Annotated in this window: 20 protein-coding genes, 2 pseudogenes and 1 riboswitch; of the genes and pseudogenes, 15 read left to right on the forward strand and 7 right to left on the reverse strand. The window is 66.1% G+C overall.

The genetic code is table 11. The features are described 5' to 3' along the window. Window positions 1–102 precede the first annotated feature (102 nt). The 4 genes from CPBF1521_RS04215 to lpxC all read left to right on the forward strand — a co-directional run bounded on the left by CPBF1521_RS04215 (window position 103) and on the right by lpxC (window position 4,850). On the forward strand, window positions 103–939 hold the full coding sequence (locus CPBF1521_RS04215; RefSeq protein ID WP_115676112.1) for a cell division protein FtsQ/DivIB: 837 nt from the start codon (window positions 103–105) through the stop codon (window positions 937–939). Further along, a complete protein-coding gene (gene ftsA, locus CPBF1521_RS04220) occupies window positions 936–2,171 on the forward strand; it encodes a cell division protein FtsA (protein WP_003485272.1) in 1,236 nt (411 codons plus the stop codon). The genes CPBF1521_RS04215 and ftsA overlap by 4 nt, the downstream gene beginning before the upstream one ends. 290 nt (window positions 2,172–2,461) lie before the next feature. Continuing rightward, the gene (ftsZ, locus tag CPBF1521_RS04225) at window positions 2,462–3,706 is read left to right on the forward strand and encodes a cell division protein FtsZ (protein ID WP_104584569.1); all 1,245 of its coding nucleotides are present in this window, start codon (window positions 2,462–2,464) and stop codon (window positions 3,704–3,706) included. Window positions 3,707–3,938: 232 nt separating this feature from the next. Next, complete coding sequence (lpxC, locus tag CPBF1521_RS04230) at window positions 3,939–4,850, forward strand: UDP-3-O-acyl-N-acetylglucosamine deacetylase (protein ID WP_104584571.1); 912 nt, start codon at window positions 3,939–3,941, stop codon at window positions 4,848–4,850. 186 nt (window positions 4,851–5,036) lie between these two features. Here lpxC and CPBF1521_RS04235 read toward each other — a convergent pair whose 3' ends face one another. Continuing rightward, window positions 5,037–5,483, reverse strand: a complete 447-nt coding sequence (locus CPBF1521_RS04235; protein WP_115676114.1) for a DciA family protein — start codon at window positions 5,481–5,483, stop codon at window positions 5,037–5,039. Here CPBF1521_RS04235 and CPBF1521_RS04240 point away from each other — a divergent pair, their 5' ends adjacent. From CPBF1521_RS04240 to CPBF1521_RS04260, 5 genes and pseudogenes are all read left to right on the forward strand, one after another. Then, on the forward strand, window positions 5,484–6,428 hold the full coding sequence (locus CPBF1521_RS04240; protein WP_104649684.1) for a M23 family metallopeptidase: 945 nt from the start codon (window positions 5,484–5,486) through the stop codon (window positions 6,426–6,428). A gap of 155 nt (window positions 6,429–6,583) precedes the next feature. Next, window positions 6,584–9,322 carry a preprotein translocase subunit SecA gene (gene secA / locus CPBF1521_RS04245; RefSeq protein WP_115676116.1) on the forward strand — a complete coding sequence of 913 codons (2,739 nt, stop codon included), beginning with the start codon at window positions 6,584–6,586 and terminating at the stop codon, window positions 9,320–9,322. Window positions 9,323–9,793: 471 nt separating this feature from the next. Further along, window positions 9,794–10,160: pseudogene (locus CPBF1521_RS04250) on the forward strand (VOC family protein). Window positions 10,161–10,298: 138 nt separating this feature from the next. Continuing rightward, entirely contained in the window at window positions 10,299–11,246 is a 948-nt protein-coding gene (locus CPBF1521_RS04255) for a Nudix family hydrolase (RefSeq protein WP_104649683.1), read from the forward strand. Beyond that, window positions 11,243–11,761, forward strand: a complete 519-nt coding sequence (locus CPBF1521_RS04260; RefSeq protein WP_115676523.1) for a P-loop nucleotide/nucleoside kinase family protein — start codon at window positions 11,243–11,245, stop codon at window positions 11,759–11,761. Before CPBF1521_RS04255 ends, CPBF1521_RS04260 begins: the two co-directional genes overlap by 4 nt. Window positions 11,762–11,879: 118 nt before the next feature. On the opposite strand, the gene CPBF1521_RS04265 is transcribed toward CPBF1521_RS04260, so the two are convergent. Together CPBF1521_RS04265 and metF are read right to left on the reverse strand one after the other, a co-directional pair. Further along, entirely contained in the window at window positions 11,880–12,554 is a 675-nt protein-coding gene (locus CPBF1521_RS04265) for a hypothetical protein (protein ID WP_370659361.1), read from the reverse strand. A 66-nt stretch (window positions 12,555–12,620) separates the two neighbouring features. Then, window positions 12,621–13,448, reverse strand: a complete 828-nt coding sequence (metF, locus tag CPBF1521_RS04270; RefSeq protein WP_104560694.1) for a methylenetetrahydrofolate reductase [NAD(P)H] — start codon at window positions 13,446–13,448, stop codon at window positions 12,621–12,623. Between the two features lie 210 nt (window positions 13,449–13,658). On the opposite strand from metF, the gene CPBF1521_RS04275 reads away from it, so the two are divergent. Together CPBF1521_RS04275 and CPBF1521_RS04280 are read left to right on the forward strand one after the other, a co-directional pair. After that, window positions 13,659–13,895, forward strand: a complete 237-nt coding sequence (locus CPBF1521_RS04275) for a hypothetical protein (RefSeq protein ID WP_115676119.1) — start codon at window positions 13,659–13,661, stop codon at window positions 13,893–13,895. Window positions 13,896–14,219: 324 nt separating this feature from the next. Then, on the forward strand, window positions 14,220–15,197 hold the full coding sequence (locus CPBF1521_RS04280) for an NAD(P)H-quinone oxidoreductase (RefSeq protein WP_115676120.1): 978 nt from the start codon (window positions 14,220–14,222) through the stop codon (window positions 15,195–15,197). 127 nt (window positions 15,198–15,324) lie between these two features. Here CPBF1521_RS04280 and CPBF1521_RS21765 read toward each other — a convergent pair. Then, window positions 15,325–15,435: pseudogene (locus tag CPBF1521_RS21765) on the reverse strand (VOC family protein); the annotation flags it as partial. A gap of 220 nt (window positions 15,436–15,655) precedes the next feature. On the opposite strand from CPBF1521_RS21765, the gene CPBF1521_RS04285 reads away from it, so the two are divergent. Next, a complete protein-coding gene (locus CPBF1521_RS04285) occupies window positions 15,656–16,591 on the forward strand; it encodes a Gfo/Idh/MocA family protein (protein WP_115676121.1) in 936 nt (311 codons plus the stop codon). A gap of 138 nt (window positions 16,592–16,729) precedes the next feature. Here CPBF1521_RS04285 and CPBF1521_RS21625 read toward each other — a convergent pair whose 3' ends face one another. Next, window positions 16,730–18,400 (reverse strand): histidine phosphatase family protein, encoded by a 1,671-nt coding sequence (locus CPBF1521_RS21625; protein WP_235858397.1) that lies wholly within the window; start codon window positions 18,398–18,400, stop codon window positions 16,730–16,732. 416 nt (window positions 18,401–18,816) lie between these two features. Continuing rightward, window positions 18,817–20,187, reverse strand: coding sequence for an alpha-amylase family protein (locus CPBF1521_RS04300; protein ID WP_181901135.1), 1,371 nt, complete (start codon window positions 20,185–20,187; stop codon window positions 18,817–18,819). A gap of 384 nt (window positions 20,188–20,571) precedes the next feature. On the opposite strand from CPBF1521_RS04300, the gene CPBF1521_RS04305 reads away from it, so the two are divergent. Together CPBF1521_RS04305 and CPBF1521_RS04310 are read left to right on the forward strand one after the other, a co-directional pair. Next, window positions 20,572–21,117 (forward strand): DUF2058 domain-containing protein, encoded by a 546-nt coding sequence (locus tag CPBF1521_RS04305; protein WP_115676123.1) that lies wholly within the window; start codon window positions 20,572–20,574, stop codon window positions 21,115–21,117. Between the two features lie 57 nt (window positions 21,118–21,174). Next, the gene (locus tag CPBF1521_RS04310; RefSeq protein ID WP_115676124.1) at window positions 21,175–21,732 is read left to right on the forward strand and encodes a DUF3228 family protein; all 558 of its coding nucleotides are present in this window, start codon (window positions 21,175–21,177) and stop codon (window positions 21,730–21,732) included. A gap of 232 nt (window positions 21,733–21,964) precedes the next feature. Here CPBF1521_RS04310 and ahcY read toward each other — a convergent pair whose 3' ends face one another. After that, on the reverse strand, window positions 21,965–23,407 hold the full coding sequence (gene ahcY, locus CPBF1521_RS04315; RefSeq protein WP_115676125.1) for an adenosylhomocysteinase: 1,443 nt from the start codon (window positions 23,405–23,407) through the stop codon (window positions 21,965–21,967). A gap of 31 nt (window positions 23,408–23,438) precedes the next feature. Beyond that, a riboswitch (S-adenosyl-L-homocysteine riboswitch) is annotated at window positions 23,439–23,553 on the reverse strand. Window positions 23,554–23,676: 123 nt separating this feature from the next. Here ahcY and CPBF1521_RS04320 point away from each other — a divergent pair. Further along, window positions 23,677–26,205: a S9 family peptidase gene (locus tag CPBF1521_RS04320; protein WP_115676126.1), complete on the forward strand. Its 2,529-nt coding sequence runs from the start codon at window positions 23,677–23,679 to the stop codon at window positions 26,203–26,205. Window positions 26,206–26,485 lie beyond the last annotated feature (280 nt).

The following is a 26,485-nucleotide window of genomic DNA, read 5'->3' on the forward strand; positions in this document are numbered from 1 at the left end:
GGGAATGGGGAATGGGGAATCTGGAATCGTGAACAGCGGCTGCGCTGTTGCCGTTGCGATTCCCTATTCCCGATTCCCCATTCCCGCGCGCGGAGCGCGCGCATGAACGCCACCCTGCGCATCCTGGCGTGGTTGCTCGCGGTGGCGCTGGTCGCGTTGCCGGTGGTGGCCGTGCTCAATGGCTGGGTCGGCGCCGAGCGCTGGCCGTTGGCGCGGCTGCGGGTGTCGGGCGACTTCAAGCGGGTGCCGGCCGAGCAGTTGCGTGCGGTGGTCCTGCCGTATGCGCGCGCGGGCTTTTTCGCGGTGAAGTTGCAGAACGCGCAGGACGCCATCGCGCGCCTGCCGTGGGTGGAAAGTGCGCAGGTGCGCAAGCGCTGGCCGGACGTGCTGGAAGTGCACGTCACCGAGCACAAGCCGTTCGCGCGCTGGGGCACCGACCGCATGTTGTCCGAGCAGGGCCGGTTGTTCCGCACCCCGCCGTTGTTGAAGGACTTCAAGCTGCCGCAGCTCGGCGGCCCGGACAGCAAGACCCAGGACGTGGTGGCGCTCTACAACGAGTCGCGCGCGCTGTTCGCGCCGACCGGGCTGGATGTGGAACGTCTGGAAATGGACGCACGCGGCAGCTGGTCGCTGGGCCTGAGCAACGGCGTGCAGATCGTGATCGGCCGCGACGACGCCCGCGCCCGCCTGCAACGCTTCGCCCGCGTGCTGCCGCAACTGGCCGACCCGCAACGCCCGATCGCCCGCGCCGACCTGCGCTATACCAACGGCTTCACGGTGGAACGGCGAATGGAGAATGGGGAGTCGGGAATGGGCAAAAAGCCAAAGCCAGTGTCGCCCGCTGCGCCGCACACGCTTGTCCTGAACTCTCCCCGCATCCGTGCACCGCTGTTGACCATTCCCCATTCGCTATTCCCTATTCCCGGCTTTAAGACATGAACCGCAAAGGCGACAAATCCCTCATCGTTGGACTGGACATCGGCACCTCCAAGGTCGTCGCGCTGGTCGGCGAGTACTCGCCCGGCAATCCGATCGAAGTGATCGGCATCGGTTCGCATGAATCGCGCGGTCTCAAGCGCGGCGTGGTGGTGGACATCGAATCCACCGTGCAGTCGATCCAGCGCGCGGTCGAAGAGGCCGAGCTGATGGCCGGCTGCGAGATCCGTTCGGTGTATGCGTCGATTTCCGGCAACCACGTGCAGTGCAAGAACTCGCCCGGCATCGTGCCGATCCGCGACGGCGAAGTGACCTGGAGCGATCTGGAGCGCGTGCTGGATGCGGCCAAGGCCGTGGCCATTCCCGCCGACCAGCGCATCCTGCATGCGATCCCGCGCGAATACGTGCTGGACGATTCGCAGGAAGGCATCCGCAATCCGGTCGGCATGACCGGCGTGCGCCTGGAGGTGCACGCGCATCTGGTGGTGTGCGCACAGTCGGCCGCGGCCAACATCACCAAGTGCGTGCAGAAGTGCGGCCTGCAGGTGGACGACCTGGTGCTGTCGTCGCTGGCTTCCAGCGTGGCGGTATTGACCGCCGACGAGCGCGAACTGGGCGTGGTGCTGGTGGATATCGGCGCCGGCACCACCGACCTGGCGGTCTACGTGCAGGGCGCGATCTGCCACACCGCCTCGCTGCCGATCGCCGGCGACCACGTCACCAACGACATCGCGCACATGTTGCGCACGCCGACCCCGGAAGCCGAGCAGATCAAGGTGCGCTACGCCTGCGCGCTGGCGCAGCTGGCTACCGCCGAGGAAAGCATCCAGGTGCCGTCGGTGGGTGATCGCCCGCCGCGCCGCATGCCGCGGCATGCGCTGGCGCAGGCGGTGCAGGGCCGTTACGAGGAAATCTTCGAGATGGTGCAGGCCGAATTGCGCCGCTCCGGTTTCGAGGAAATGGTGCGCGCCGGCATGGTGCTCACCGGTGGCGCGTCGAAGATGGAAGGCGTGGTCGAACTGGCCGAAGAAATGTTGCAGATGCCGGTGCGCGTGGGCATTCCCCAGCACGTCACCGGCCTGGGCGAAGTCGTCGGTAACCCGGTGCACGCCTCCGGCGTGGGCCTGTTGCTGATGGGCAGCCAGATCGAACACCCGCGCCGCCCGTCGATCCCGACCGGACGGGCCGGCAGTTTGTTCAAGAAATTGAAGAATTGGTATCGCGGGGAATTCTGAAGAATCGGGAATCGGGATTCGAGAATTGGTTGAAGCAAAGGCAAAGCGGTTGCGGCAGATTTGAGTGGAGAGCGGTGAGAGCGGGCAGGGCGTAAATACTTTTGTGGTTCCGCTGAGAAAGTGAAGTTGGTGTGGAGATCGCTCGCAGTTGCGATTCCCCATTCCCAACTCCCCATTCCCGGCATTCAAACAACAACATTCGCCGACATGCGGGTGTTGGGCTGGCGAACGGAGCAATCCGATTCCCCATTCCCGATTCCCCATTCACGGCATCTAAAGAGGACACTGACATGGCACATTTCGAACTGATTGAAAAAATGGCTCCCAACGCGGTCATCAAGGTCGTTGGCGTGGGCGGCGGCGGCGGCAACGCGGTCGCGCACATGGTCAACACCAATGTCGATGGCGTGGAGTTCATCACCGCCAACACCGACTCGCAGGCGATCAAGAACTGCGGCGCCAAGCTGCAGCTGCAGCTCGGCACCAACGTGACCAAGGGCCTGGGCGCCGGCGCCAATCCGGAAGTCGGCCGCCAGGCTGCGCTGGAAGATCGCGAGCGCATCATGGACGCACTGCAGGGTGCGGACATGGTGTTCATCACCGCCGGCATGGGCGGCGGCACCGGCACCGGCGCGGCGCCAGTCGTTGCACAGCTGGCCAAGGAAATGGGCATCCTGACCGTGGCCGTGGTCACCAAGCCGTTCCCGTTCGAAGGCCGTCGCCGCATGCAGGTCGCGCTGAAGGGCATCGAGGAACTGAGCCAGCATTGCGACTCGCTGATCACCATCCCCAATGAAAAGCTGATCACCGTGCTCGGCCGCAACGCCACCATGATCCAGGCCTTCCGCGCTGCCAACGACGTGCTGCAGGGCGCCGTGCAGGGCATCGCCGACCTGATCGTGCGTCCGGGCCTGATCAACGTCGACTTCGCCGACGTGCGCACCGTGATGTCGGAAATGGGCCTGGCCATGATGGGTACCGGTTCGGCACGCGGCGACGATCGCGCGCAGGCCGCTGCCGAAGCCGCCATCCAGAACCCGCTGCTGGACGACGTCAACCTGGCCGGTGCCAACGGCATCCTGGTCAACATCACCGCCGGCCCGGACTTCACCATGTCCGAGTTCGACGAGATCGGCCGCACCATCGAAGCGTTCGCCTCGGAAGATGCGACCGTGGTCGTCGGCACCGTGCTTGACCCGGACATGCAGGACGAAGTGCGCGTCACCGTGGTGGCCACTGGCCTGAACCGTGCGGTTGCCCGCCAGACCCAGCGTCCGGACCAGCGCGCGCCGATCAAGCTGGTACGCAACGCCACCACCGGCCAGCCGGAGTTCGGCGATTTCGACACCAGCGGCGGCGATGCGGTGTCCAAGGCCGTCGGCGGCAGCATGGGCCTGGGCCTGCGTCGTCCGAGCAGCGACTCGGTCGGCAGCGGCAGCGGTAGCAACAACGGTGGCGGCTCCGCTGCGCCGGCTGCAGACCTGCCCAACGACTACCTGGATATCCCGGCGTTCCTGCGCCGCCAGGCCGACTGAGGAGCGTCGGCCGCGTCGCTACGGCGGCGCGGTCCGTCCCGCCCCGGGGTTCGCCCCAGGGATGCTGTGCCATGTCCTTTCTGCCGGATCGGCCACGATCCGGCAGCTTTTGCAGTTGCGTGACCCGGGAATTACAGTTCCCGTCACGCGCGACTTGTTAAAATTCGGATAATCTCTACGGATTAGACAGCCGGTTCAGCGTCTGTCTGCATTGTTCATCCAGACTTCGCATATGACCCAGCAACGCACTCTCAAGAACACCATTCGCGCCACCGGCGTCGGCCTGCACAGTGGCGACAAGGTGTACATGACGCTGCGACCGGCCCCGGTCGATCATGGCGTGGTGTTCCGGCGTGTGGACCTGGAGCCGATCGTCGAAGTTCCTGCCGATGCCGAGCTGGTCACCGAGACCACGCTGTGCACCGGCCTGACCTGCAATGGCGCCAAGATCCAGACCGTCGAGCACCTGATGTCGGCGCTGGCCGGCCTGGGTGTGGACAACGTCATCGTCGAACTGTCCTCGGCCGAGTTGCCGATCATGGACGGTTCGTCCGGCCCGTTCGTGTTCCTGCTGCAATCGGCAGGCATCGTCGAGCAAAACAAGGCCAAGCGCTTCATCCGCATCAAGCAGACGGTGGAAGTGCGCGAGGGCGACAAGGTCGCGCGCTTCGAGCCGTACGAAGGCTACAAACTCGGCTTCACCATCGAATTCAATCACCCGATGATCCCGGCCAAGCAGTCGCGCCAGGAAATCGAGTTCTCCACCTCGGCCTACGTCAAGGAAATCTCGCGCGCCCGGACCTTCGGTTTCATGCGTGATCTCGAATATATGCGCGAGCGCAATCTGGGCCTGGGCGGGTCGATGGACAATGCCATCGTGCTGGACGAGTTCCGCGTGCTCAACGAGGACGGCCTGCGCTACACCAACGAATTCGTGCGGCACAAGATCCTGGACGCGATCGGCGACCTGTATCTGGCCGGCGGCGCCATCCTGGGCGCCTACGAAGGCTTCAAATCCGGCCACGCACTCAACAACAAGTTGGTGCGCGCGCTGCTGGCGGATCAGGCCGCCTGGGAATGGGTCAGCTTCCCCGAGGGCAGCGTGCAGCCACCGGTCACCTACGCCAGCCCCGTCTACGCCTGATGTCGGGGAATGCCGTAATCGGCGTTCGAAGTGTGAACTGCGTCGGATTTACGGCCCGTTCTTAACTTTTATTTAAGACTTCTCTAACTCCTGCGCGGCCCAGGCCCGCTAGGATGCGTCGGGTCGTGCGCGGCCTTCGCAACTCTTTCACGCCGCGATGGCCGTCGCGTAACAGGCGACACCGACTCACCGTTTGGTGGGTGGAACGTCCTGCAGGGAGGCCAGCGCATCGCGCAGACCTCGGTGCGTGGCCTCCGACACAGCACGTGGACGCTCGCGATTCTGCTGCGTTGGGGAATGCAGCGGGGTGGTGGTGGTCTTGATGGTCACTGCGGTGGCCTTCAGTCCGATGGATCGGGCGGCATCCAGTAATTGGGTCTCGGCAAGTCGCAACTTGGCATGCCAGACAGGTGAATCAACCAGAAAAACCAGCTGTTCGTCTCTGACATTGGCCAGCCGGCAACGGGTGGCCAGATGAGGCGGTAACAGGGGGCGCAACTGCCGGTCCAGCGCATCGAGCCACAAGGCGCGGCGCAAGGGGTCGCCAGCCTTTTCACCCAACGCGGCCTCGATGGCCGGTTGTGGGACGGAAGGGTTGCGTGCGTTGGACTTGGGCTTGGACATGACACTCATATGGCGTTGAAGAAAGTTGTAATCAAATCTCGCGAAACCCGGGCGCAACGGTTGGCCCGGCAGTTCCAGGGCTTCGCTGCGGATCGACCGATGGTAGTCCTCGGTGCCGTGCTTGGGCTGGGCATGTTGATCGGCATCGGTGCCAGCACCGCCACCGGCATGGTGACCAATTCCGCGTTGCAGGCCAAGGTTGCCCGGCAGCAGGCCGAGCTGGCCCAGGCGCAGCGCGCCTCGCAGGCGCAGGTCAACGCACTGGCCGCGCGCATGGGCGAGCTGCAGGCGCAGGCCACCCGTCTCAATGCATTGGGCGAGCGGCTGACCGAAATGGGCAAGCTGAAGGACGGCGAGTTCGACTTCGACGCGCCGGTCGGCGTCGGTGGCGGCGATGAGCCGGTCAGCGACATGCCGGTCGAATCGCTCAAACAGACGCTAGGGCAGGTCGAACAGCAGTTCTCCGCCTCCGGCCAGCAACTAAACGTGCTGGCCACGCTGATGTTCGATCATCAGCTCGAACAGAATTCGGTGCCCTCGCGGATGCCGATCCGCAACACCTACATCACCTCCGGCTTCGGCGGCCGCGCCGATCCGTTCGACGGCGGCTCGGCCTTCCACAAGGGGGTGGACTTCCACGCCAACGTGGGCGACCCGGTGATGTCGGTCGCCGATGGCGTGGTCAGCTACGCCGGCGTGCGCGGCGGCTACGGCAACGTGGTGGAAGTGGACCACGGCAACGGCTACGTGACCCGCTATGCACACAACTCTCGCCTGGTGGTGAAGGTGGGCGATCTGGTCCGCGCCGGCCAGCAGGTGGCCAGGGCCGGATCCAGCGGCCGCTCCACCGGCGCGCACGTGCATTTCGAAGTGTGGGCGGACGGGCGGGTGGTCAATCCGCGCAAGTTCCTCGGCGATACCAATACGCCGGTGGGCCGCCGCGGGCGCGGTTGACGACGGCGCGGGTGGTGCTTGATTCGTGAAGGCCCGCCCCAAGCTACAATAGGGTGTTGCCATCGACAGGGCGCAGTGCGCCCTGTTTCGTTTACGGCGGCCGGGTCTTGGGGACCGGCGTCGGTCAAACCGTTCCTTTTCAACCGGTTTCTTCAATGATCAACAGTCTGCTTACCCGTGTCTTTGGCAGTCGTAACGAACGCCAGCTGCGCCAGCTCAACCGCCTCGTCACCCAGATCAATGCGCTGGAGCCGACGATCGAGAAGCTCTCCGACGCCGAGCTGCAAGCCAAGACCCCGGAGTTCAAGCAGCGACTTGCCGCCGGCGAGTCCCTGGACAAGATTCTTCCCGAAGCCTTTGCGGTGTGCCGCGAGGCCAGCCGCCGCGTGCTCGGCATGCGCCATTACGACGTGCAGCTGATCGGCGGCATGGTGCTGCACCTGGGCAAGATCGCCGAGATGCGCACCGGTGAAGGCAAGACCCTGGTGGCCACGCTGCCGGTGTACCTCAACGCGCTGCAGGGCGAGGGCGTGCATGTGGTCACGGTCAACGACTACCTGGCCCGACGCGACGCCGCGCAGATGGGCAAGTTGTACAACTGGCTGGGCCTGAGCGTGGGCGTGGTGTATCCGGGCATGCCGCACAGCGACAAGCGCGAGGCCTATGGCAGCGACATCACCTACGGCACCAACAACGAGTTCGGCTTCGATTACCTGCGCGACAACATGGCGCTGTCCAGGGCCGACCGCTACCAGCGAAACCTGCATTACGCGATCGTCGACGAAGTCGACTCGATCCTGATCGATGAGGCGCGCACCCCGCTGATCATCTCCGGCCCGGCCGACGAATCGCCGGAGCTGTACATCCGCGTCAACCGCATCGTGCCGCAGCTGACCCGGCAGGAAAGCGAAGAGGGCGAGGGCGATTACTGGATCGACGAGAAGGGCAAGCAGGTGCATCTGTCCGAGGCGGGCATGGGCCACGCCGAAGAACTGCTGATGCAGGCCGGCATTCTCGAGAATGCCGAGGACGGCCTGTATGCCGCGCAGAACCTGAGCGTGGTGCATCACCTCAATGCCGCGCTGCGCGCGCATGCGATCTACCAGCGCGACGTGGACTACATCGTGCGCGATGGCGAAGTGGTCATCGTCGACGAATTCACCGGCCGCACCCTGTCCGGGCGTCGCTGGTCCGATGGCCTGCATCAGGCGGTCGAGGCCAAGGAAGGCGTGCCGGTGCAGCGCGAGAACCAGACGCTGGCCAGCATCACCTTCCAGAACCTGTTCCGCATGTACAAGAAGCTGTCCGGCATGACCGGTACGGCCGATACCGAAGCCTACGAATTCCAGAGCATCTACGGCCTGGAAGTGGTGGTGATCCCGACCAACCGCCCGACCGTGCGCAAGGACCATCCGGACCAGGTGTTCCTCAACCGCAAGGGCAAGTTCAACGCGGTGCTGGCCGACATCGAAGACTGCGCCAAGCGTGGCCAGCCGGTGCTGGTGGGAACCACTTCGATCGAGACCTCGGAGATGCTGTCCGAGCACCTGCGCAAGGCCGGGGTCAAGCACGAAGTGCTCAACGCCAAGCAGCACGAGCGCGAAGCCACCATCGTGGCCAACGCCGGCCAGCCGGGCGCGGTGACCATCGCCACCAACATGGCCGGTCGCGGTACCGACATCGTGCTGGGCGGTTCGCTGGAAACCGAGCTGCATGGCCTGGGCGAGGACATCAGCGACGAGCAGCGCCTTGCGGCCAAGACCGAATGGCAGCGTCGCCACGACGCGGTCAAGGCGGCCGGCGGCCTGCACATCATCGGTACCGAGCGGCACGAGTCGCGGCGTATCGACAACCAGCTGCGCGGCCGTGCCGGTCGTCAGGGCGACCCGGGTTCCTCGCGCTTCTACCTGTCGCTGGAAGACAACCTGATGCGCATCTTCGCCTCGGACTGGGTCCAGAAGGCGATGCGCATGATGGGAATGAAGGAAGACGACGTCATCGAAGACCGCCTGGTCAGCCGGCAGATCGAAAAGGCCCAGCGCAAGGTGGAAGCGCACAACTTCGACATCCGCAAGAACCTGCTGGATTTCGACGACGTCAACAATGATCAGCGCAAGGTGATCTACGCCCAGCGCGATGAATTGCTGGATGCCGAATCGGTCAAAGACAACGTCGACGGCATCCGTGGCGATGTGATCTACGACCTGGTCGCGCGCTTCGTGCCGCCCAATTCGGTCGACGAGCAGTGGGACCTGAAGGGGCTGGAAGCCACGCTGGAATCGGAGCTGGGCATGCCGCTGGCGCTGAGCGAGATGGCACGCACGCAGGAAGAACTGGACGCCGAGCAGATTGCGGCCAAGGTGCAGGCGGCGGTGGATGCGCACTTTGCCGAGAAGGAAGTGGCGGTGGGCAGCGACACCATGCGTGCCTTGGAGAAGCACGTGATGCTGACCGTGCTGGACCAGGGCTGGAAGGAGCATCTGGCCAAGATGGATTACCTGCGCCAGGGCATCTATCTGCGCGGGTATGCGCAGAAGCAGCCCAAGCAGGAATACAAGAAGGAAGCCTTCGAGCTGTTCTCCGAGATGCTGGAGAACGTCAAGCGCGAAGTGATCAACCTGCTGGCGCGCGTGCGCATCCGCAGCGAGGAGGAAGTGGCCGAGCTGGAAGAGCAGGAACGCCTGCAGGCGCAGGCGCGGCTGATGGCCTCGCAGTTCCAGCATCAGGACGCCGGCGGCTACGGTGCCGACGAGGAAGTGGAACAGATGCAGGGCGGCAACGCCCCGGTGCCAGTGTCGCAGGTGACCCGCGACGAGCCCAAGGTAGGCCGTAACGATCCATGCCCCTGCGGCAGTGGCAAGAAGTACAAGCACTGCCACGGTCAGCTCAGCTGAGCTGAGTTGACCGTGGTGCAGCCCGCCTGGCGGGCTGCACACCAGGCATCCGCGTCGCGGACGCCTGGTGCACGGTCCTTGCTTCCGATCCCCGCGCCGTTGGCGCGCCCCCTTACCAAGGGGGCTCTGCTGACGGAGGGATTCGTTGGAGCTGCTGATACTCAGGCGTGGAATGTGGGCGGCGGGGTGCAATGACCCCACTGAATCTCACGCTTTTTCCAACTCTCCGCCTAGTCCCTGCCAACGGCTTGGCTTGCGTGGTTGCCAGGCAACGTCTGCAACCCGTGGCATAGACTCCAGAAGCGTTCGACCAGCTTGATGGGCGCTGTCCTGGTGAGCCTGGGCTTGGCGCGGTTCGCCCCACGCTTGTCCATCGCGCGCCGGTGGCAACCATGCCTGCTGCACGCAGGCTTTTCCGCCTGCGACACTGCGGGGCGTATGCTCGATCCACGTCCTGCGGGGGAGTGCGTCATGTCGCAGCTGTCCAGCCAGCAACTGAAGGTGTTCGTGCCTGCGCGCGACTACGCGCTGTCGCAGCGGTTCTATCGCGCGCTGGGCTTCGTGCAGGAGGACGAGGTGGGCAATGTGACCTGCTTCCGGCATGGCACGCATTGTGCGTTCCTGCTGCAGGATTTCTACCTGCGCGAGCTGGCCGAGAACCTGATGCTGCACCTGTGGGTGGACGATGCCGACAGCTGGTGGCAGCACGTGCACGATGCCGGCCTGGACGCGCAGTTTGCAGTGACCTGCAGCGTGCCGGAAGACCGTCCATGGGGCGCACGCGATTTCACCCTGCACGATCCCAGCGGAGTGCTCTGGCATCGGCCATCCACTGTAGACGTGAATCGGGAATCGGGAACGGGGAATTGCAAAGGCGGGCATGGTGCGTGCTTCAAACGATTCCCGATTCCCGAATCTCCATTCCCCGCCCTCAAGCGATTGCGCTGAACCGCTCACTCGCGGCACTCTTGTGCCCATGCCCGATTCTCTGAGATCCATCCACGTCGTCGCCGGCGTGATCACCGACGCCCGCGGCCGCATCCTGCTGACCCGCCGCACCGAGACCCGCGACATGCCCGGCCTGTGGGAATTTCCGGGCGGCAAGCGCGAACCTGGCGAAACCTCCGAACAGGCCCTGGTGCGCGAACTCAACGAAGAGCTCGGTATCGAGGCGCAGGTCGGCGAGTGGTTGATGGACGTGCCGCAGCTGTACCCGGACAAGCGGCTGCGCCTGGAAGTGCGCCACATCACCGCCTGGAAGGGCAGCCCGCGCGGCCGCGAAGGCCAGGCAATGACCTGGGTGGCCGCGGACAAGCTGACCCGGTATTCGATGCCGCCGGCCGACGTGCCGGTGGTCGGCGTGCTGCGCCAGCCCGACCGCTATCTGATCACGCCCGAGCCGGACGATGACGCGCTGTGGCTGGAAGGCCTGGAGCGTGCACTGCAGGACGGCATCACGCGCATCCAGCTACGTGCGCGGCAGGCCGAACCGGCACGCTGGCAGGCCTTGCTGCAACAGGTGCTGCGCCTGCGCGGCCGTACGCGCGCGCAGCTGCTGCTCAACCGCGACATCGCACTGGCCGGCGAACTCGGCATCGGCGTGCACCTGGGCGCGGAGCAGTTGGCCAGCCTGCAGGAGCGCCCGTTGCCGGCCGAACAGCCGGTTGCCGCCTCGTGTCATGGGTTGGAGGATCTGCGCCACGCCCAGCGTCTGGGCTGCGATTTCGCGGTGCTGGGGCCGGTGCAGGCGACTGCATCGCATCCGGGTGCGACACCCCTGGGATGGGAGGGGTTCGAACGCTTGCGCGAGCAGGTCTCCTTGCCGATCTACGCACTCGGGGGCATGCAGGTCGACGACCTGCGCGAGGCACGTGCGCATGGCGCGCAGGGCATCGCGGCGATTCGCGCACTGTGGCCGCAGTGACTGCGCCGTCAGCGACCTTGGTGGTGTTCGGCGGATTGCCCGGCGTCGGCAAGAGTTCCATCGCCCAGGCGCTGCTGACGCACTGCACTGCGTTTTATTTGCGTATCGATACGATCGAGCAGTCACTGCGCGAAAGTGGTGCACTCGCCAACGACGTCGGACCAGCCGGCTACATGACCGCCTATGCGCTTGCCGCGGCCAATCTGCACCAGGGTCACGTGGTGGTCGCCGATTGCGTGAACCCACTGCCGGTCACCCGTGAGGCGTGGCGTGATGTGGCGCGCCGCACACGCAGCCGCCTGTTGGAGATCGAAGTAGTGTGCAGCGATCGCAAGATGCATCGGCAGCGCGTGGAATCGCGGCAGAGCGAGGTGCCCGGATTGCGCATGCCGGATTGGTCCTCCGTGCTCGCGCATGACTACGTGGCGTGGACCGAGCCGCATTGGATGATCGACAGCGCCGCGCTGGACCCGCAGCAGGCGGCTGGGCAGATCATGGACCGGCTCGCCGCGTAGCCTGCAGGCCTCACCACCTGAGGCACGGGGTCCAACGGACTCTCGGAGCCGATACGCTCCACCGACGCAGATACTTCGCCACTGCGATCCGCCGGCGTCCGTCAAGGCGGGCGCTGCGCTAGAACGTCACCCAGAAGCAGTTGTACTGCCGACGCAGCCGCAACACGCTGCGCGCGGGCGTGCCGCTGGCGAGATTCTGCTCCAGGCGCAGGCCCCAGGGGCGTGGGCGGCCCGGGGGTGCCGGGAGTGGGGTGTCGGTCGCACTGCCGTCCAGTGATGGAGCCGCCGCCGACGTGTCTGCATCGGCTTGCCAGGTCGGCGGATCGCGTTGCGGGTACATCGGGACGATATCCAGCAACGGGCGTTGCACGATGGCTTCCAGCCGGCTCAGTACCTGGCTGGCGGCCGCGTCGGACTGGCCGCTCCACAGGTACAGGCTGGAGAGCCGGTTGACGTCGCGGCTGTCCACCGCCAGTTGCAGCAACGACACCAGTTCGCTCAGCCGGCGCGGGCAGCCGTAGCCAGACAGGCCGGTAGTGCCCTGCGTGCGCGTGGCCGGCGGCGGGCGCGCCGCGGCGCCGACATCTTCGCAGCGGCGGTCGGTGAACATGGTCTGCCCGTCCGCTGTCACGCATCGGCGGATCTCCTGCGCCTGCCCGCGCATGGCCGGGCAAAGGCAGGACAGCAGCAGCAACGGCAGCAGGAGGCGGGGCATCGACGCAGCGTAACGGGCCGTGCGTGAGCCGGCGCGCAACGCGCCGAGACAGCGGTAGCCTATACGGCGCTTGCGCATCACGCGCGCCTGCCGGTGCCGTGCCCGCACAGACAGCCAGCAACGGCATGGCATCGCTGGCGTGGCTCAGCGCCCGAGCAGCTGCAGCACCTGCGTGGTCGGCTTGGCCAGGTTGAGCGTGTAGAAGTGCAGCGCAGGCGCGCCGCCGGCGATCAGGCGCTCGCACACGGTGGCCACCACTTCCGCACCGAAGGCGCGCACCGCATCGGCATCGTCGCCGTAGGACTGCATCTTCTTGCTGATCCAGCGCGGAATTTCTGCACCGCATTGCTCGGAAAAGCGCCGCAGCTGCGAGAAATTGGAGATCGGCATGATGCCGGGGATGATCGGGATCTCCACGCCCATGCGCTGCACCGCGTCTCGGAAATGAAAGTACGCATCGGCGTTGTAGAAATACTGGGTGATTGCGGCATCGGCGCCGGCATCCACCTTGGCCTTGAAGTAACGCAGATCGCTCAGTGCGTCGGTCGCCTGCGGATGGGTTTCCGGATACGCACCGACCTCGATCCGGAACGCATCGCCATGCTCGGCGCGGATGAAGGCGATCAGGTCCGAGGCATAGCGCAGGTCGCCCGGATGGCCCATGCCCGAGGGCAGGTCGCCGCGCAGGGCGACGATGCGGGTACAGCCGATCGCGCGATACAGCTTGAGCAGCTCGCGGATCTCCTGGCGGCTGCCGCCGACGCAGGACAGGTGCGGGGCGGCCTCGAAACCGTGCTTCTGCTTGAGGTGGCGCACCGTCTCGGAGGTGTAGCTGAGCGTGGAGCCGCCGGCGCCGAAGGTGCACGAGACGTATTCCGGCGCGTAGCCCTTCAACCTGGCCGCCGTGCGGTCCAGCTGTGCGCGCTGGTCGTCGGTCTTGGGCGGGTAGAACTCGAAACTGAGAGGCGTCATCGCGGCGGGTCCGGCGGATCGTGCCGGCATAATATCGCTTCATCGCGATGAATGCATATTTGGTTGCGGGTGTCCTGGATGCGGCTGCCTCGGGGAACTCGTGCATGCCTGCGCAATGTGCGACAGGGTTGGGGCCGCTTCGGGCGCCAGTCTCGGGGTGCGGCGTGCACAGTAAGCTCCAGTCCCCAGGCCACTTGATCGGAGCGCGACATGCAAGAGCAGGAAATGGATGTCATCGCCGAATCGCTGGGCCGCATCTGGGTTGCGTTGGCACGCAGCGTCGGTGATCTGGCGCTTGCCCTGGCCGAGCAACCCGGCGTGGATGGCGACAAGTTGCTGAGGGACTTCGCCGCCCGCCTGCCGTCGGATCAGGATGACGGCACCTCCAAGGTGTTCGAGGCGATTCGCCAGTACATCGACCAGGACGCCGCGCCCAGCGCGCAGTGATGCGTTGCCACGTGCGTCTGCAATGCAGGCGCGCGTGCTGATGCGGTGTGGTCTTGCGATGCGCTTGCCGGCAACGGATGACGGCCCGGCCTGCGGGCCTGCGGGCAGTCGCCGCACAGCGGCGCACCCGGACTGGCATCAGCGGTGGCGTGCGTCCGTTGCAACACCGCTTCAACGCGTGCGCCGGCCATCGCGTAGTCGCTCGCCCTGCGTTGGTTGAGAGTGGGGTCGCGCCGCGCGTGGGTGAGGTGTCGCGACCGGGCGTGCGCCATGCCTTGACGCAGGGATCCCTACACTGGGCGCACTTTCTACGGAGTGCTGCGCATGAGCGATACCACGATGACCGCAATCGCCATCCGCGATGGCAAGGGCGATGCGGATGCGCTTTACCCCGACGAGCAGCCGCGTCCCCGCCCCGCGCCGGGGCAGGTGCTGATCCGCGTGCATGCGGCCGGCATCAATCGTCCCGATCTGCTCCAGCGTGCCGGCCACTATCCGCCGCCGCCCGGCGCACCGCAGACGCTCGGGCTGGAAATCGCCGGGGAGATCGTGGAGCCGGCCGGCCGCTGGAAGGTGGGTGATCGGGTATGTGCACTGCTGGGCGGTGGCGGTTACGCGCAGTACGCAGCGGTCGATGCGCGGCATGTGCTGCCGATTCCGGCCGGCATGGAGATGGCGCATGCCGCGGCGCTGCCGGAAACCGTCTTTACCGCGTACGCCAACCTGTTCGAGCATGGCCGGCTCGCCGCCGGGGAATGGCTGCTGCTGCACGGCGCCACCTCCGGGATCGGGGTGACGGCGATCCAGATGGCCAAGGCCGCCGGTGCGCATGTGCTGGCCACCGCGCGTTCGGCGGGCAAGGCGGCGCAGGCACGCGAGCTGGGCGCCGATGTGGCGATCGACTCCACCACCGAATCCTTTGTCACCGTGGCCAAGGCGCACGGCGGGGTGGACGTATCGCTGGACATGGTGGGCGCTGCAGTATTCGCCGACACCCTGGAAGCGCTCAATCCGCGCGGACGTATCGTCTACATCGCCTCCCAGGCCGGCTCGACCATCGAGGTACCGATTCCGTTGCTGATGCGCAAGCAGGCCATCCTCACCGGCTCGACGCTGCGCCCGCGCAGTGCCGACGAGAAGGCGCGCCTGGCTGCGGAAGTGGAGCGCGTGGTGTGGCCGTGGATCGCGCAGGGCAAGCTGCGCGTGCTGCTCGACAAGCGCTTCCCGCTCAGCGAAGCCGCTGCAGCGCACCGCTATCTGGAGCAGGGCAGCCACCTGGGCAAGGTCGTGCTGGAGATGTGAGTGCATGCGGCGGCCTGCCTGACGCGTGCGTGTCGGGCAGGTGGCGCGGACCGTCGCAGCGTGAGGTTGCCGGCCAGCGCATCGCATCCAGGCAGCTGTCTGCAGTCGGCGTGGCTGCCACGGCAGGTCATGCAGGCGTGTCGACCACCGCTTCGAGGTGGTGCCCATCGGGATCGATGACGAACGCGGCGTAGTAATCGTCGCCGTAATCCGGTCGCAGGCCGGGTGCGCCGTTGCAGCTGCGCTTGTTGCCGCAATGGCCGCCCTTGCACGGCCGCCGGGTGCCGCAGGTATAGCAAAACAAGCAGGAGCGATGTCTCGCAGCGAACCGCGGCCTGACCGTACACTGCGCCGTTGCGTGCGCTTGTGCATCGCGCCGCTGCCGCAGTGTCCGCGTACAAGCGCCTGAAACGGGCGATCGCGGGTCCCGCCACTTCACCATCAGCCCGAAGGTTTCGATGAAGCATCCAGACGCATTGCGCATTGCCCTTGTCGGCATCGGCAAGATCGCCCGCGACCAGCACGTGCCCACCATCGCCGCGCGCGCCGATGTGCAGCTGGTGGCCACCGTGAGCCGGCATGGCACGGTCGACGGCGTGCCGGCCTATCACACCCTGGAAGAGGCCTTCGCGGCGCATCCGCAGATTGAAGCGGTCGCGCTGTGCACGCCACCGGTGGGGCGGCATACGCAGGCACAGGCCGCGCTGGCTGCCGGGCGCCATGTGTTCCTGGAAAAACCCCCGGCCGCCACCCTGGCCGAGATCCACGACCTGCGCGCATTGGCGCAGCGCGCGCAACGCAGCCTGTTCACCAGCTGGCATTCGCGCTGCGCCGCCGCAGTGGCGCCTGCGCGGGCGTGGCTGGCCGACAAGCAGATCCTGCGCGCGCATATCACCTGGAAGGAAGACATCCGCCATTGGCATCCGGGCCAGGACTGGATCCTGGAGCCGGGTGGCATGGGCGTGTTCGATCCCGGCATCAACGCGCTGTCCATCGTCACGCATCTGTTGCCGCGCCCCTTCGCGCTGCGCGAGGCGGAGCTGCACACACCGGAGAACCGTCAGGCACCGCTGTACGCCAGGCTCGGCTTTGTCGATACCGCGGGTGTGCCGGTGACGGCAGAATTCGACTTCCTGCAGACCGGCCATCAGCGCTGGGATATCGAAGTGGACACCACCGATGGCCTGCTCATGCTCAGCGAGGGCGGTGCCAGGCTGAGCATCAATGGCCAGCCGCAGCCAGTGGTGGCAGCCGGCGAGTACGACGGTTTGTACCGCCGTTTCGTACAGTTGGTGCGTGCCGGCGAGTCGGAGGTGGACGTCACCCCGTTCGTGCATGTGGCCGATGCGTTCATGCTCGGCGCGCGCAAGGTCACCGCGCCATTTGCCTGGTAAATCGGCGCGGTATCGCTCGCGTTCCAGCATGGCGTGGAATGGAAGTGCGCTGTGCGCAACACCCCGACTGAGGTCTCGACGACCCGGGCAATGACACGGCACCAGGCGCATGCAGCGATGTGCATGGTGCCTGCGCTCCTACCTGCTGTCCAGCGCCACGGTGCCAGCTGCCACGCCGCTCGCATCCAGCGGCCTGGCGCGCGTCGCAGTGCGCGCAGCGTGCTGGTGCAGCGCGGGAGTGATCTGCGCACGGAAGCGCCGTACCACCCATGTCTCGTCCAGTAGCGCAAAGGCGAAAAAGCCCAGCAACGTGCCGGCAACCAGCGTGGGTGCATGTGCGAACGTGCCGGGCAGCAACAGGCTCAGCCACAGGAAGATGTTCGGCGAGGTCTGCAGCAGGTGGATGTCCGAGGCGATCGCCGCGGACACGGCCTTGCCCGTCACGCGCTGGTAGGCGGACAGATACGCTGCGCTGCCCAGGCGGCAGGCCAGCAGCAGCGCAAACGGCAGCAGCAAGGCGGCCCATGCCTGCCAACCCCCATGCCCCAGGGCGTCTGCCAACGGCCTGCCACCCGCTTGCAGCCCCACCAGCAAGGCCAGCGGCACCATCGTCAGCGAGCCCGCCCAGCCCCAGTTGGTGGCCAGTTTGCCGGCTGCGATCGGCCGCGCACGTCGCCAGCCCTGTGCCAGCAGGGATGGCACCGCCAGCGCGATCAGCAACACCACGAAGAAGCGCTCCAGTGCATGCGCACTGCCCAGCACCTCGTGGTGATCCAGGAACAGCAACAGCAATGCAGCCGGCAGCACGATCGACAGCACCAGGGTGTAGCGCGCCGCAAAGAAGTAATCGCCGCCGCGCGCAAGCGAGAAGGTGGGCACCGACAGCGCTGGTGGCACGATCAGCAGCAAGCCGAGGACATGCACCCACTCGTTATGCGACTGCGTGAGCAGCACCATGGCCAGCCCGGCGCGTGCAAGACTGACCACGCTCAATGCGAGGTTCTCCGGTCCTCCGGTCAGGCGCAATGCACCCGGTTCGATACGCACCGACAGGAAGAACGCATTCACCGCCAGCAGCGCCACGATGGCGGTGGAGGTGAGCCCGTGCGGCACTGCGAGGCCCACGCACGACAACGCAAAGCCGGCCACGGCGGCGATCAGCATCCATTGCAGCAAATGGATTTCGGTCTGCTCGCCCAGGTAGTTCAGACCTGAGGAACTGCGCGCGGTCATGCGCTTGAGCTCCTCCCACGACAACGGGCGCGAATTGGGCAGCCGGAAGTCCATGTACTCGGCGGGCGGCAGGCCCGAGGCGATCAATGCGAACACTTCGACGATGTACTTGTGCGCCACCACCAGCACCTGCTTGCCCTGGCGGTCCAGCGGTGCCAGCACCGTGTCGTAGTAGTGCTTGCAACGCGCGTACATGTCCATCCAGTGCTCGCCGTCAGGCGGTGCGCCATCGGCATCGTGAAAACAGGCATCGAAGAGGCCATGGCCGATCGACTTCTTGATCAGCGTCTTGTTCTTGCCGGCGAAAATGCCGAAGTCGCGCTCATTCAGCGCATCGCTGTACAGCACCTGCGGTGCGTCGCGGACGCCTTCCAGGATGATCGCCGCGGTGGCCTGGGCGCGTTCGAGCGTCGAGACATGCACCTGGTCGAAACGCAGCCCGCGTTCTCGAACGAAGTCGGCTGCCTGCCGGGCCTGTCGGCGGCCCAGTGGCGTCAGCGGCGAATCCTGCGCACCGGCAAAATAGTTCTGCTCGTTGGCGAGCGACTCGCCATGGCGGACGAAGTACAGAGGCATCGGCTTGCTCCGGTTGCTCGATTGTTCGGCGGTCGAGAACGTTGTCCGATGACCGGGCAACGCCCTTCGCTGCACTCGGCACGCCTGCCTGCAGACGACAACGGCGTGCATCGGGCTGCCACATAGGTCCGGGACGCAGCAGGATTCGTTGCATCAACAGACTCTCCGTGCCGGTTTGATTCAGCGCCTGTCCAAGTTTGTGTTGATGGCCACTGGATACAAAGGCGGCAGCCGCGGCACGACTGCCCGCCATGGCCGCATGCGGATGCCTGAAAGCACGCGGCCTGCGCGCGCATGCTGCGGCGCAGGCCGCGTATCGAGCGGCTGGTGACGCGGTGCTGCACAGGCGTGCGAATGCTTACCTGCCCGGTCAACGGTCACCTGCGTGCGGCCGATTCAACAACCGTGGCGATCGCTCAGCGACGCCACATGCGCGCGCCACGCGCCGGCAGCGTAAAGGTGTGGGAGCTGCCGGTGATGCGGACCACGTTGCCGGAGCCCAGCGCATCGGTGTAGTCGGCATTCCAGTACAACACGCTGTTGTTCATGCCCACCGTGGTGGTGACCGGATTGCCGCACTTGTTGATGCCAACGATGCCCAGGCTGCCACGACGGAACAGGATATGGCAGGCGCTGGACGACAGTACCTGCATGTCGGTGCCCTGCATGCCGTTGTGGAAGCCGATCATGCGACGCAGATCCTCGCGTCGATAGGCATTGACCCAGCGGTTGTCGCCGCTTTCGTTGTTGTCGGTGTAGATCATCGGCATGCCGCCGTTGCGGCCGATCAGATACGCGTACGCCAGCGTCTCATCGACCGGGTCGAGGATGGCGTAACGGAAGCCGGCATTGTTGGGGATGTCGTGGGTGACGGCGAAGGTCACCGCGCGATTGCCTGGCAAGGCCTGCCCGGTGGATGCCGGATCCACCAGCTGCTGCAGGCTCGCGCCAATGGCGAATGCATTGCGGACCGCGTTGAACAGCGGGAAGTCGTAGGCCGCATGCGGTGTGGATTGCAGATACGGTGCCAGGAATTGATCGTAATCGCCGTTACCGGTGCCGCCGCCGGTGATGACTTCGCCGAACACATACACGCCGGAGCGGATGCCGGCATCGAACACGCGGTTGAGGTGGTCGAAGGACATGTGCTTGGCCGCGTCGACCCGGAAGCCGGTGACGCCCAGGCCCTTGAGTGCCTGCAGATAGGCGCGCTGCTGTTGCACCACCCACTCATTGCCGACCAGATCCGGCAGGCCCGGATCGCTGCCGCCACCGCAGATACGATAGGTGCGCACCTGATAGGTGTCGTTGTAGTTGGTGATGCACTGTGCCGGGCCGAAATCGCTGGCGCTCAGCAAGTTCGATTGCAGGGTGCCGAACAGGCGCAACGTATCGTAACGGCCCGAATCTGCAGCATATTGCGCGAGCACGGCGCTGCCGGGGTAATCGAGGTCCGAACGTGTCGCCGCCTCGTTGGCCATGTGGTTGAGCACGACATCGGCATAGGTTTCCACGCCGTTGTTGGCCAATGCCTGCACCATGCGCCTGAAGGCGATGGTGTCGCCGAGCGGGTTGTCGATCAGGCGGATGTCCTGCGGCTGGTAACGCGCCCACCAGGCGCTGCCTTCGGAGCGGTACGCCGGCGCAACCAGGACCTTGCGATACCCGGCATCGGCAATCTGCCTGGCGCGCGCTTCCACGGTGGCATACGGCCAGTTGAAGGCATGCAGGATGACATCGGCCTGGACGTTGGCTGTCACCAGCAGCAAGGCCAGCGCGGTGAGCAATGCGCGGGCGCCGCGCTGCAGGGCCGAGGTTGGAGAGTGGGCAGGTGTGGTGCGCATCGGGTGGTTCTCCAGTGGTAGGCGCAGGCCGGCGTGTGCATCACGCTGCCCGCGGCAAGGCCTCCGGCCCCTGTTCCGGAGAGCGCGCGCACGGCGTGCAGCGCGCGGTGATGCTAAGCGTGCATCGCGACGCAACATCGGTGTTGTGCATACGTATTCAATGCAATGGACCGCGGAACTGCGCACGGCGTTCGGCGGCAACAGGGTGGCCGGTCGCACAATGCAGCGCAGCGGCGAACGGCGCCGCGCTTGGTTTCGGCCGGGAGCTCGCGGAAGCCGGGTGCCGGGCGCGCTAAACTAGCGGCCAGTTCATTGCCGATCCTTCCCATGCGTAATCCATTGCAAGAACAACTGCTCAAGGCCGGGCTGGTCAAGAAGGCCCAGGTGGACAAGGTGGCGCGTGAGCAGGTCAAGCAACGTCATGCCAAGGGCGGGGCGGCATTGCCCGCAGATGCCGACAAGGTGGATGCAGCGCGCCTGCAGGCCGAGCGCGCCGAGCGTGATCGCGCACTGGCCGAGGAGCGCAAGGTGCAGCTGCGGCGGCAGGAACTGCTGGCCCAGGTCCGGCAGATCGTGGAGACCAACAAGGTCAAGCGTGAGGGCGAGATCGACTACCGCTTCAACGACGGCAGCGTCATCCGCAGCGTGCTGGTCAACACTGCGCTCCGCAGCCAGCTGGCCAGCGGCGCGCTGGTGATCGTGCGGCATGGCGATGGCTTTGAGCTGATTCCGCGCGCCGCTGCCGACAAGGTCTACAGCCGCGATGCGGACGTTGTGGTGCTGGATCATGGCCGTAGCAGCACGCCATCGGCGCCGGACAGCGACGACGACTATTACAGCCAGTTCAAGGTACCGGACGATCTGATCTGGTAAGTGGTCGCATGGCAGGGCTGCAGGCTACCCTGGCGTTCTTTGCCACTTACCACCGTCATGTCCATCGTTCTCACACCGTTTGCCCGCACCCGTCTGTTTCCCCGCGATGGTCGTCGCAACGCCATCCAGGATTGCACGCCCGAGCAGTTCATCCAGCGGCTCAACGAAGAAACGCCGGTACGCGTGATCGCAGGCTATGCGCCGTTCTGCCAGCTGCATGTGCACCGCAACTGGACCTCGACGCGCTGCCTCACTGTGCCGATCACCGATGACAACCGCCATCAGTTGCGTTCCGGCTATGAGGCACGCAGCACGCAGGAGTTGCCGGTGCTGGTGCGCTGGTTCGAAGGGGTGGAGCCCCCGGTGGCGACGTACTTGCTGCCGATCCTCTACAGCCGCGATCAACTGGCCAGGGAAGGCGCGCCGATCGACGCCGATTGGGGCGTGGTCGGTTGCCTCTACACCACCGAGCCGGAAGAAATTCCGATGGCGCCCATCACCATGCTGCGCAATGCACTGGGCGTGGACGAGGGCGGCTCCGGTGTGGCACTGGACCGCGACGCGTACCGGCGCAGCGTTGCGTTCTGGGAACGCAATGCGAACTGGCGGCCGTAGCAGGCCGCCAGCTGCAGCGTATTGTGCGACTTTTCGCGCGGCAGGGAAAAGAGCGCTGCTGCTTAACTCGGGCCTGTCGATGTCGCCGCATGCGGCGAGCGGAGGTCGATCGCCGTGTGGGGCCGCTTCCACGCATGGCCATCACCATCCGGCATCCTGCAAAGAAAACGGGCGCCTTGCGGCGCCCGTCCTGTTCAAGCGGTGACATCCGGGCAATCAACCGCCCGGCTGATCAGTAGCGGTAATGATCCGGCTTGTACGGGCCGGCCACGTCCACGCCGAGATACTCGGCCTGGTCCTTGGTCAGGGTGGTCAGCTTGACGCCGATCTTTTCCAGGTGCAGACGTGCCACTTCCTCGTCCAGGTGCTTGGGCAGGATGTAGACCTTCTTCTCGTAGCTGTCGCGCTTTTCCCACAGGTCGATCTGCGCCAGGGTCTGGTTGGCAAACGAGTTGGACATCACGAAGCTCGGGTGGCCGGTGGCGCAGCCCAGGTTGACCAGGCGGCCGTCGGCCAGCAGGAAGATCGCGTTGCCGTTGGCGAACACGTACTTGTCGACCTGCGGCTTGATGTTGATCTTCTCCACGCCCTTCAACGCATTCAGCGCATCGACCTGGATCTCGTTGTCGAAGTGGCCGATGTTGCAGACGATGGCCTGGTCCTTCATCGCCTGCAGGTGCTCGACGGTGATGATGTCCTTGTTGCCGGTGGTGGTGACATAGATGTCACCGCGGCCCAGGGTGGATTCGATGGTGTTGACCTCGAAGCCTTCCATCGACGCCTGCAAGGCGCAGATCGGGTCGATCTCGGTGACGATCACGCGGGCACCGTAGGCACGCAGCGAGGCGGCACTGCCCTTGCCGACGTCGCCATAGCCGCAGACCACCGCAACCTTGCCGGCCAGCATCACGTCCATCGCGCGCTTGAGGCCATCGGCCAGCGACTCGCGGCAGCCGTAGAGGTTGTCGAACTTGCTCTTGGTGACCGAGTCGTTGACGTTGATGGCCGGGATCAGCAGCTTGCCGGCTTCGGCGATCTGGTACAGACGGTGCACGCCGGTGGTGGTCTCTTCGGAGACGCCCTTCCAGTCCTTGACCACACGGGTCCAGTAACCCGGACGCTCGACGGCCACGCGCTTGAGCAGCGCCTTGATCACGCCTTCCTCGTGCGAGGAGGCCGGCTCGTCGACCCAGGTGCTGCCGTTTTCGAGCTCATAGCCCTTGTGGATCAGCAGGGTGACGTCGCCGCCGTCGTCCACCACCAGCTCCGGGCCGGTCTGGGTGCCGTCGGGCAGGGTGAAGGTCAGCGCGTCCAGGGTGCAGTCCCAGTACTCTTCCAGCGTCTCGCCCTTCCAGGCGAACACCGGCGTGCCGGAGGCGGCGATCGCGGCGGCCGCGTGGTCCTGCGTGGAGAAGATGTTGCACGAGGCCCAGCGCACGTTGGCACCGATGTCCTTGAGCGTTTCGATCAGCACTGCGGTCTGGATGGTCATGTGCAGCGAGCCGGTGATGCGGACATCCTTCAGCGGCTTGGTCTGCGCATGCTTGCGGCGGATCGACATCAGGCCCGGCATCTCGTGCTCGGCGATGTCCAGTTCCTTGCGGCCCCAATCGGCCAGGGAAAGATCGGCGATCTTGTAGTCCGTCTGCGCGACGGTTTTTGCGACAGCGTTCATGCAATAGCTCCGGTAGGCAAACAAATGTCTGCAGTTCCGGGCGCCGTTGAACGATGAATGCTGGTCGAGCCTGGCCGTAGTTTCCTGCACCTGTGGTGCAGTAGGCAGATCAGTCCGCCATACCGGTCGCAGCGCCCCTCGACGAGAGCATCGATTATATCGGCAGCACCCCCCTCCGGCATGAATTGGTGTGCACCCAACCAACGGCAGGGGGAGCGGTGCGCGGGCGGCTGCTATGGTCCGGAGTCGATCGACACTGGGGATGGACAATGCAGGCGATACCCGATGCACGGCACGGCAGGCGGCGGCAGCGATGGGTCCTAGTCGGCGCGCTGGCGCTGAGCGCAACACCACTGGCTGCAGCGGCAGCCGTCGCACCGGTCGCCCAGCCCGCTGCCGCGGCAAGCACCGGCTACCAGCTGCCCTCCAAGGCGCTGCAGGCGGTGGTGGATGCCCCGCGCGCACCGCTGCTGCACCTGTCGCCCAAACGCGACCTGGGCGCGATGGTGCAGTTGCCGGCATTGCCGGACATCGCCGAAGTGGCCCAGCCCGAGCTCAAGCTGGCCGGCCTGCGCATCCATCCCAAGACGGTTGCCAGCAGCCGGTTTGCCTTTGCCGACAAGCTGTGGCTGCTGTCGGTGGCCGATGGCAGCGAGCGGCAGATCACCGGTCTGCCGACGCCGTTGGCGCTGGCTACGGTGAGCTGGTCGCCGGATCAGCGTTATCTGGCGTTCCGCCGCGAGGACGCGGCCAGCGGGGCCAACGAACTGTGGCTGGTGGACGTGGCGGCCGGGCAGGCCAGGCGCCTGGTCGCCGGCTTGAACACCAGCGTCGACGACGCCTTGCACTGGTTGCCCGATGGCAGCGGCCTGTTGCTGCAACAGCAGGTGGCCGGGCAGGGCACGCCACCGGCGCGCGACGCGAACCCGGCCGGCCCGGCGATCCAGCAGACCAGTGCCGCGGCCGGCGTGCGCTCGCTGCCGACCTACCAGGACCTGCTGCGCAACGAGGCCGACGCACGCGTGTTCGAGTACTACGCTACCGGCCAGCCGATCATCGTCGGCGTGACCGGGCAGGTGCGCCCGATCGCCACGCCCGGCATCTATCTCAACCTGTCGGTATCGCCGGATGGCCGCTACCTCCTGAGCGAACGCGCCGAGCGGCCGTTTTCATATGTGGTGCCGGTGGACAACTTCGCCCGCCGCATCGAGGTGCTGGACCTGCAGGGCAAGCTGGTGCGGCAGATCGCCCAGCTGCCGTTGGTCGAAGGCCTGCCGACCGGCAACGACGCGGTGCCCACCGGCGTGCGCGACATCGCCTGGCGCGCCGATGCGCCGGCCACGCTGGTCTGGGCCGAGGCGCAGGACGGCGGTGATCCGGCCCGCGCGAGCACGGTCCGCGATGCGGTGCTGATGCAGGCCGCGCCGTTCGCGCGCGCGCCGGTGACGCTGGCACGGTTGGGTAGCCGGTATGAAGGCATCCAGTGGGGCCGCGGCGATCTGGCCATCCTCAGCGAAAGCTGGTGGAAGACCCGCCGCACCAAACAGTGGCGCATCGCACCGGACCAGCCACAGCGCGCACCCGAATTGCTCTGGGACCGCTCCTCGCAGGACCGCTACAACGATCCCGGCACGCCGGCGACCGTGGCCGACGGCAAGGGCCGCACGCTGCTGCAGACCGGCGCCGACGGCAACAGCCTGTTCCTGCTCGGCAAGGGCGCTTCGCCGGAAGGTGATCGCCCGTTCGTGGATCGCTTCGATCTGCGCAGCAAGCGTGCCACGCGTCTGTTCCATTCGCAGGCGCCGAGCTATTCCGCGCCGCTGGCGTTGCTGGACGCGCAGGGCACGCAGTTGCTGCTCAGCCGCGAATCGCCCGAGGAGCCGGCCAACTACGTCGTGCAGACGTTGGGCGACGCAGCGCCTGCACCGCGGGCGTTGACGCATTTCGCCCACCCGCTGCCGCAGTTGCGCGGCGTGCAGAAGGAGCAGATCCGCTACAAGCGCGCCGATGGCGTGGACCTCACCGCCACGCTGCTGCTGCCGCCCGGTTACGACCCCAAGCGCGACGGCCCGCGGCCGCTGCTGATGTGGGCCTACCCGGGCGAGTTCAAGAGTGCCGATACCGCCAGCCAGGTCACCGACTCGCCGTACCGTTTCAACGCGATCAGCTACTGGGGCCCGCAGGCGTTCCTGGCGATCGGCTATGTGGTGCTCAACAACCCGACCATGCCGATCGTCGGCGAGGGCGATGCCGAGCCCAACGACACCTACGTGCCGCAGCTGGTCGCCGATGCGCAGGCCGCGGTGGACGAAGTGGTGCGGCGCGGGGTCACCGACCGCGAACACATCGCCATCGGCGGGCATTCCTATGGCGCCTTCATGACCGCCAACCTGCTTGCGCACACGCGGCTGTTCAAGGCCGGCATCGCGCGCAGCGGCGCCTACAACCGCTCGCTGACGCCGTTCGGCTTCCAGGCCGAGGAGCGCAACTACTGGCAGGCGCAATCGGTGTACCAGGCGATGTCGCCGTTCAACTACGCCGACAGGATCAAGGACCCGCTGCTGCTGATCCACGGCCAGGACGACAACAACACCGGCACCTTCCCGATCCAGAGCGAGCGCATGTTCGCCGCGATCAAGGGTCTGGGTGGCACCGCGCGGCTGGTACTGCTGCCCAACGAATCGCATGCGTATCGCGCACGGCAGTCGATCCTGCAGATGCTGGCCGAGAGCGAGCAGTGGTTGAAGACCCATCTCGGCGAACCGATGAAGGAGACCGGCGCGACCCGTACGCGTTGATCGATGGTGGGCCGGCACCGATAGGAGCGCGCTTGCGCGCGATGCGGGGTTAGCGGTGAAGTGTCGTCGCGCCCGGGTGCGCTCCTACGTGGATGCGGCCCGCGCGTCCCGGGACGCATCGCCGCGCCGCCCACGCGATTGCCGCGATCACCCGTAGGAGCGCACCCGGGCGCGACGGGGGCATGACAGGACAGCCCCACTCCGCAGGCGCGGCTTGTCCGCGATGGGCGTTACCCGGACAACCCCACCCCGCAGGAGCGGGCTTGCCCGCGATGGGCAT

Source organism: Xanthomonas euroxanthea, assembly GCF_900476395.1.
GTDB classification, from domain to species: domain Bacteria; phylum Pseudomonadota; class Gammaproteobacteria; order Xanthomonadales; family Xanthomonadaceae; genus Xanthomonas; species Xanthomonas euroxanthea.

What these genes read in the sequence shown, in the direction of transcription:
- CPBF1521_RS04285 (WP_115676121.1), top strand. Translation starts at nt 15,656, where the DNA reads ATGAAGCATCCAGACGCATTGCGCATTGCCCTTGTCGGCATCGGCAAG.
- ahcY (WP_115676125.1), bottom strand. Translation starts at nt 23,407, where the DNA reads ATGAACGCTGTCGCAAAAACCGTCGCGCAGACGGACTACAAGATCGCC.
- CPBF1521_RS04280 (WP_115676120.1), top strand. Translation starts at nt 14,220, where the DNA reads ATGAGCGATACCACGATGACCGCAATCGCCATCCGCGATGGCAAGGGC.
- CPBF1521_RS04305 (WP_115676123.1), top strand. Translation starts at nt 20,572, where the DNA reads ATGCGTAATCCATTGCAAGAACAACTGCTCAAGGCCGGGCTGGTCAAG.
- CPBF1521_RS04240 (WP_104649684.1), top strand. Translation starts at nt 5,484, where the DNA reads ATGGCGTTGAAGAAAGTTGTAATCAAATCTCGCGAAACCCGGGCGCAA.
- lpxC (WP_104584571.1), top strand. Translation starts at nt 3,939, where the DNA reads ATGACCCAGCAACGCACTCTCAAGAACACCATTCGCGCCACCGGCGTC.
- CPBF1521_RS04255 (WP_104649683.1), top strand. Translation starts at nt 10,299, where the DNA reads ATGCCCGATTCTCTGAGATCCATCCACGTCGTCGCCGGCGTGATCACC.
- ftsA (WP_003485272.1), top strand. Translation starts at nt 936, where the DNA reads ATGAACCGCAAAGGCGACAAATCCCTCATCGTTGGACTGGACATCGGC.
- CPBF1521_RS04265 (WP_370659361.1), bottom strand. Translation starts at nt 12,554, where the DNA reads ATGCGCAAGCGCCGTATAGGCTACCGCTGTCTCGGCGCGTTGCGCGCC.
- CPBF1521_RS04320 (WP_115676126.1), top strand. Translation starts at nt 23,677, where the DNA reads ATGCAGGCGATACCCGATGCACGGCACGGCAGGCGGCGGCAGCGATGG.
- CPBF1521_RS04275 (WP_115676119.1), top strand. Translation starts at nt 13,659, where the DNA reads ATGCAAGAGCAGGAAATGGATGTCATCGCCGAATCGCTGGGCCGCATC.
- CPBF1521_RS21625 (WP_235858397.1), bottom strand. Translation starts at nt 18,400, where the DNA reads ATGCCTCTGTACTTCGTCCGCCATGGCGAGTCGCTCGCCAACGAGCAG.
- ftsZ (WP_104584569.1), top strand. Translation starts at nt 2,462, where the DNA reads ATGGCACATTTCGAACTGATTGAAAAAATGGCTCCCAACGCGGTCATC.
- CPBF1521_RS04235 (WP_115676114.1), bottom strand. Translation starts at nt 5,483, where the DNA reads ATGAGTGTCATGTCCAAGCCCAAGTCCAACGCACGCAACCCTTCCGTC.
- secA (WP_115676116.1), top strand. Translation starts at nt 6,584, where the DNA reads ATGATCAACAGTCTGCTTACCCGTGTCTTTGGCAGTCGTAACGAACGC.
- CPBF1521_RS04310 (WP_115676124.1), top strand. Translation starts at nt 21,175, where the DNA reads ATGTCCATCGTTCTCACACCGTTTGCCCGCACCCGTCTGTTTCCCCGC.
- metF (WP_104560694.1), bottom strand. Translation starts at nt 13,448, where the DNA reads ATGACGCCTCTCAGTTTCGAGTTCTACCCGCCCAAGACCGACGACCAG.
- CPBF1521_RS04215 (WP_115676112.1), top strand. Translation starts at nt 103, where the DNA reads ATGAACGCCACCCTGCGCATCCTGGCGTGGTTGCTCGCGGTGGCGCTG.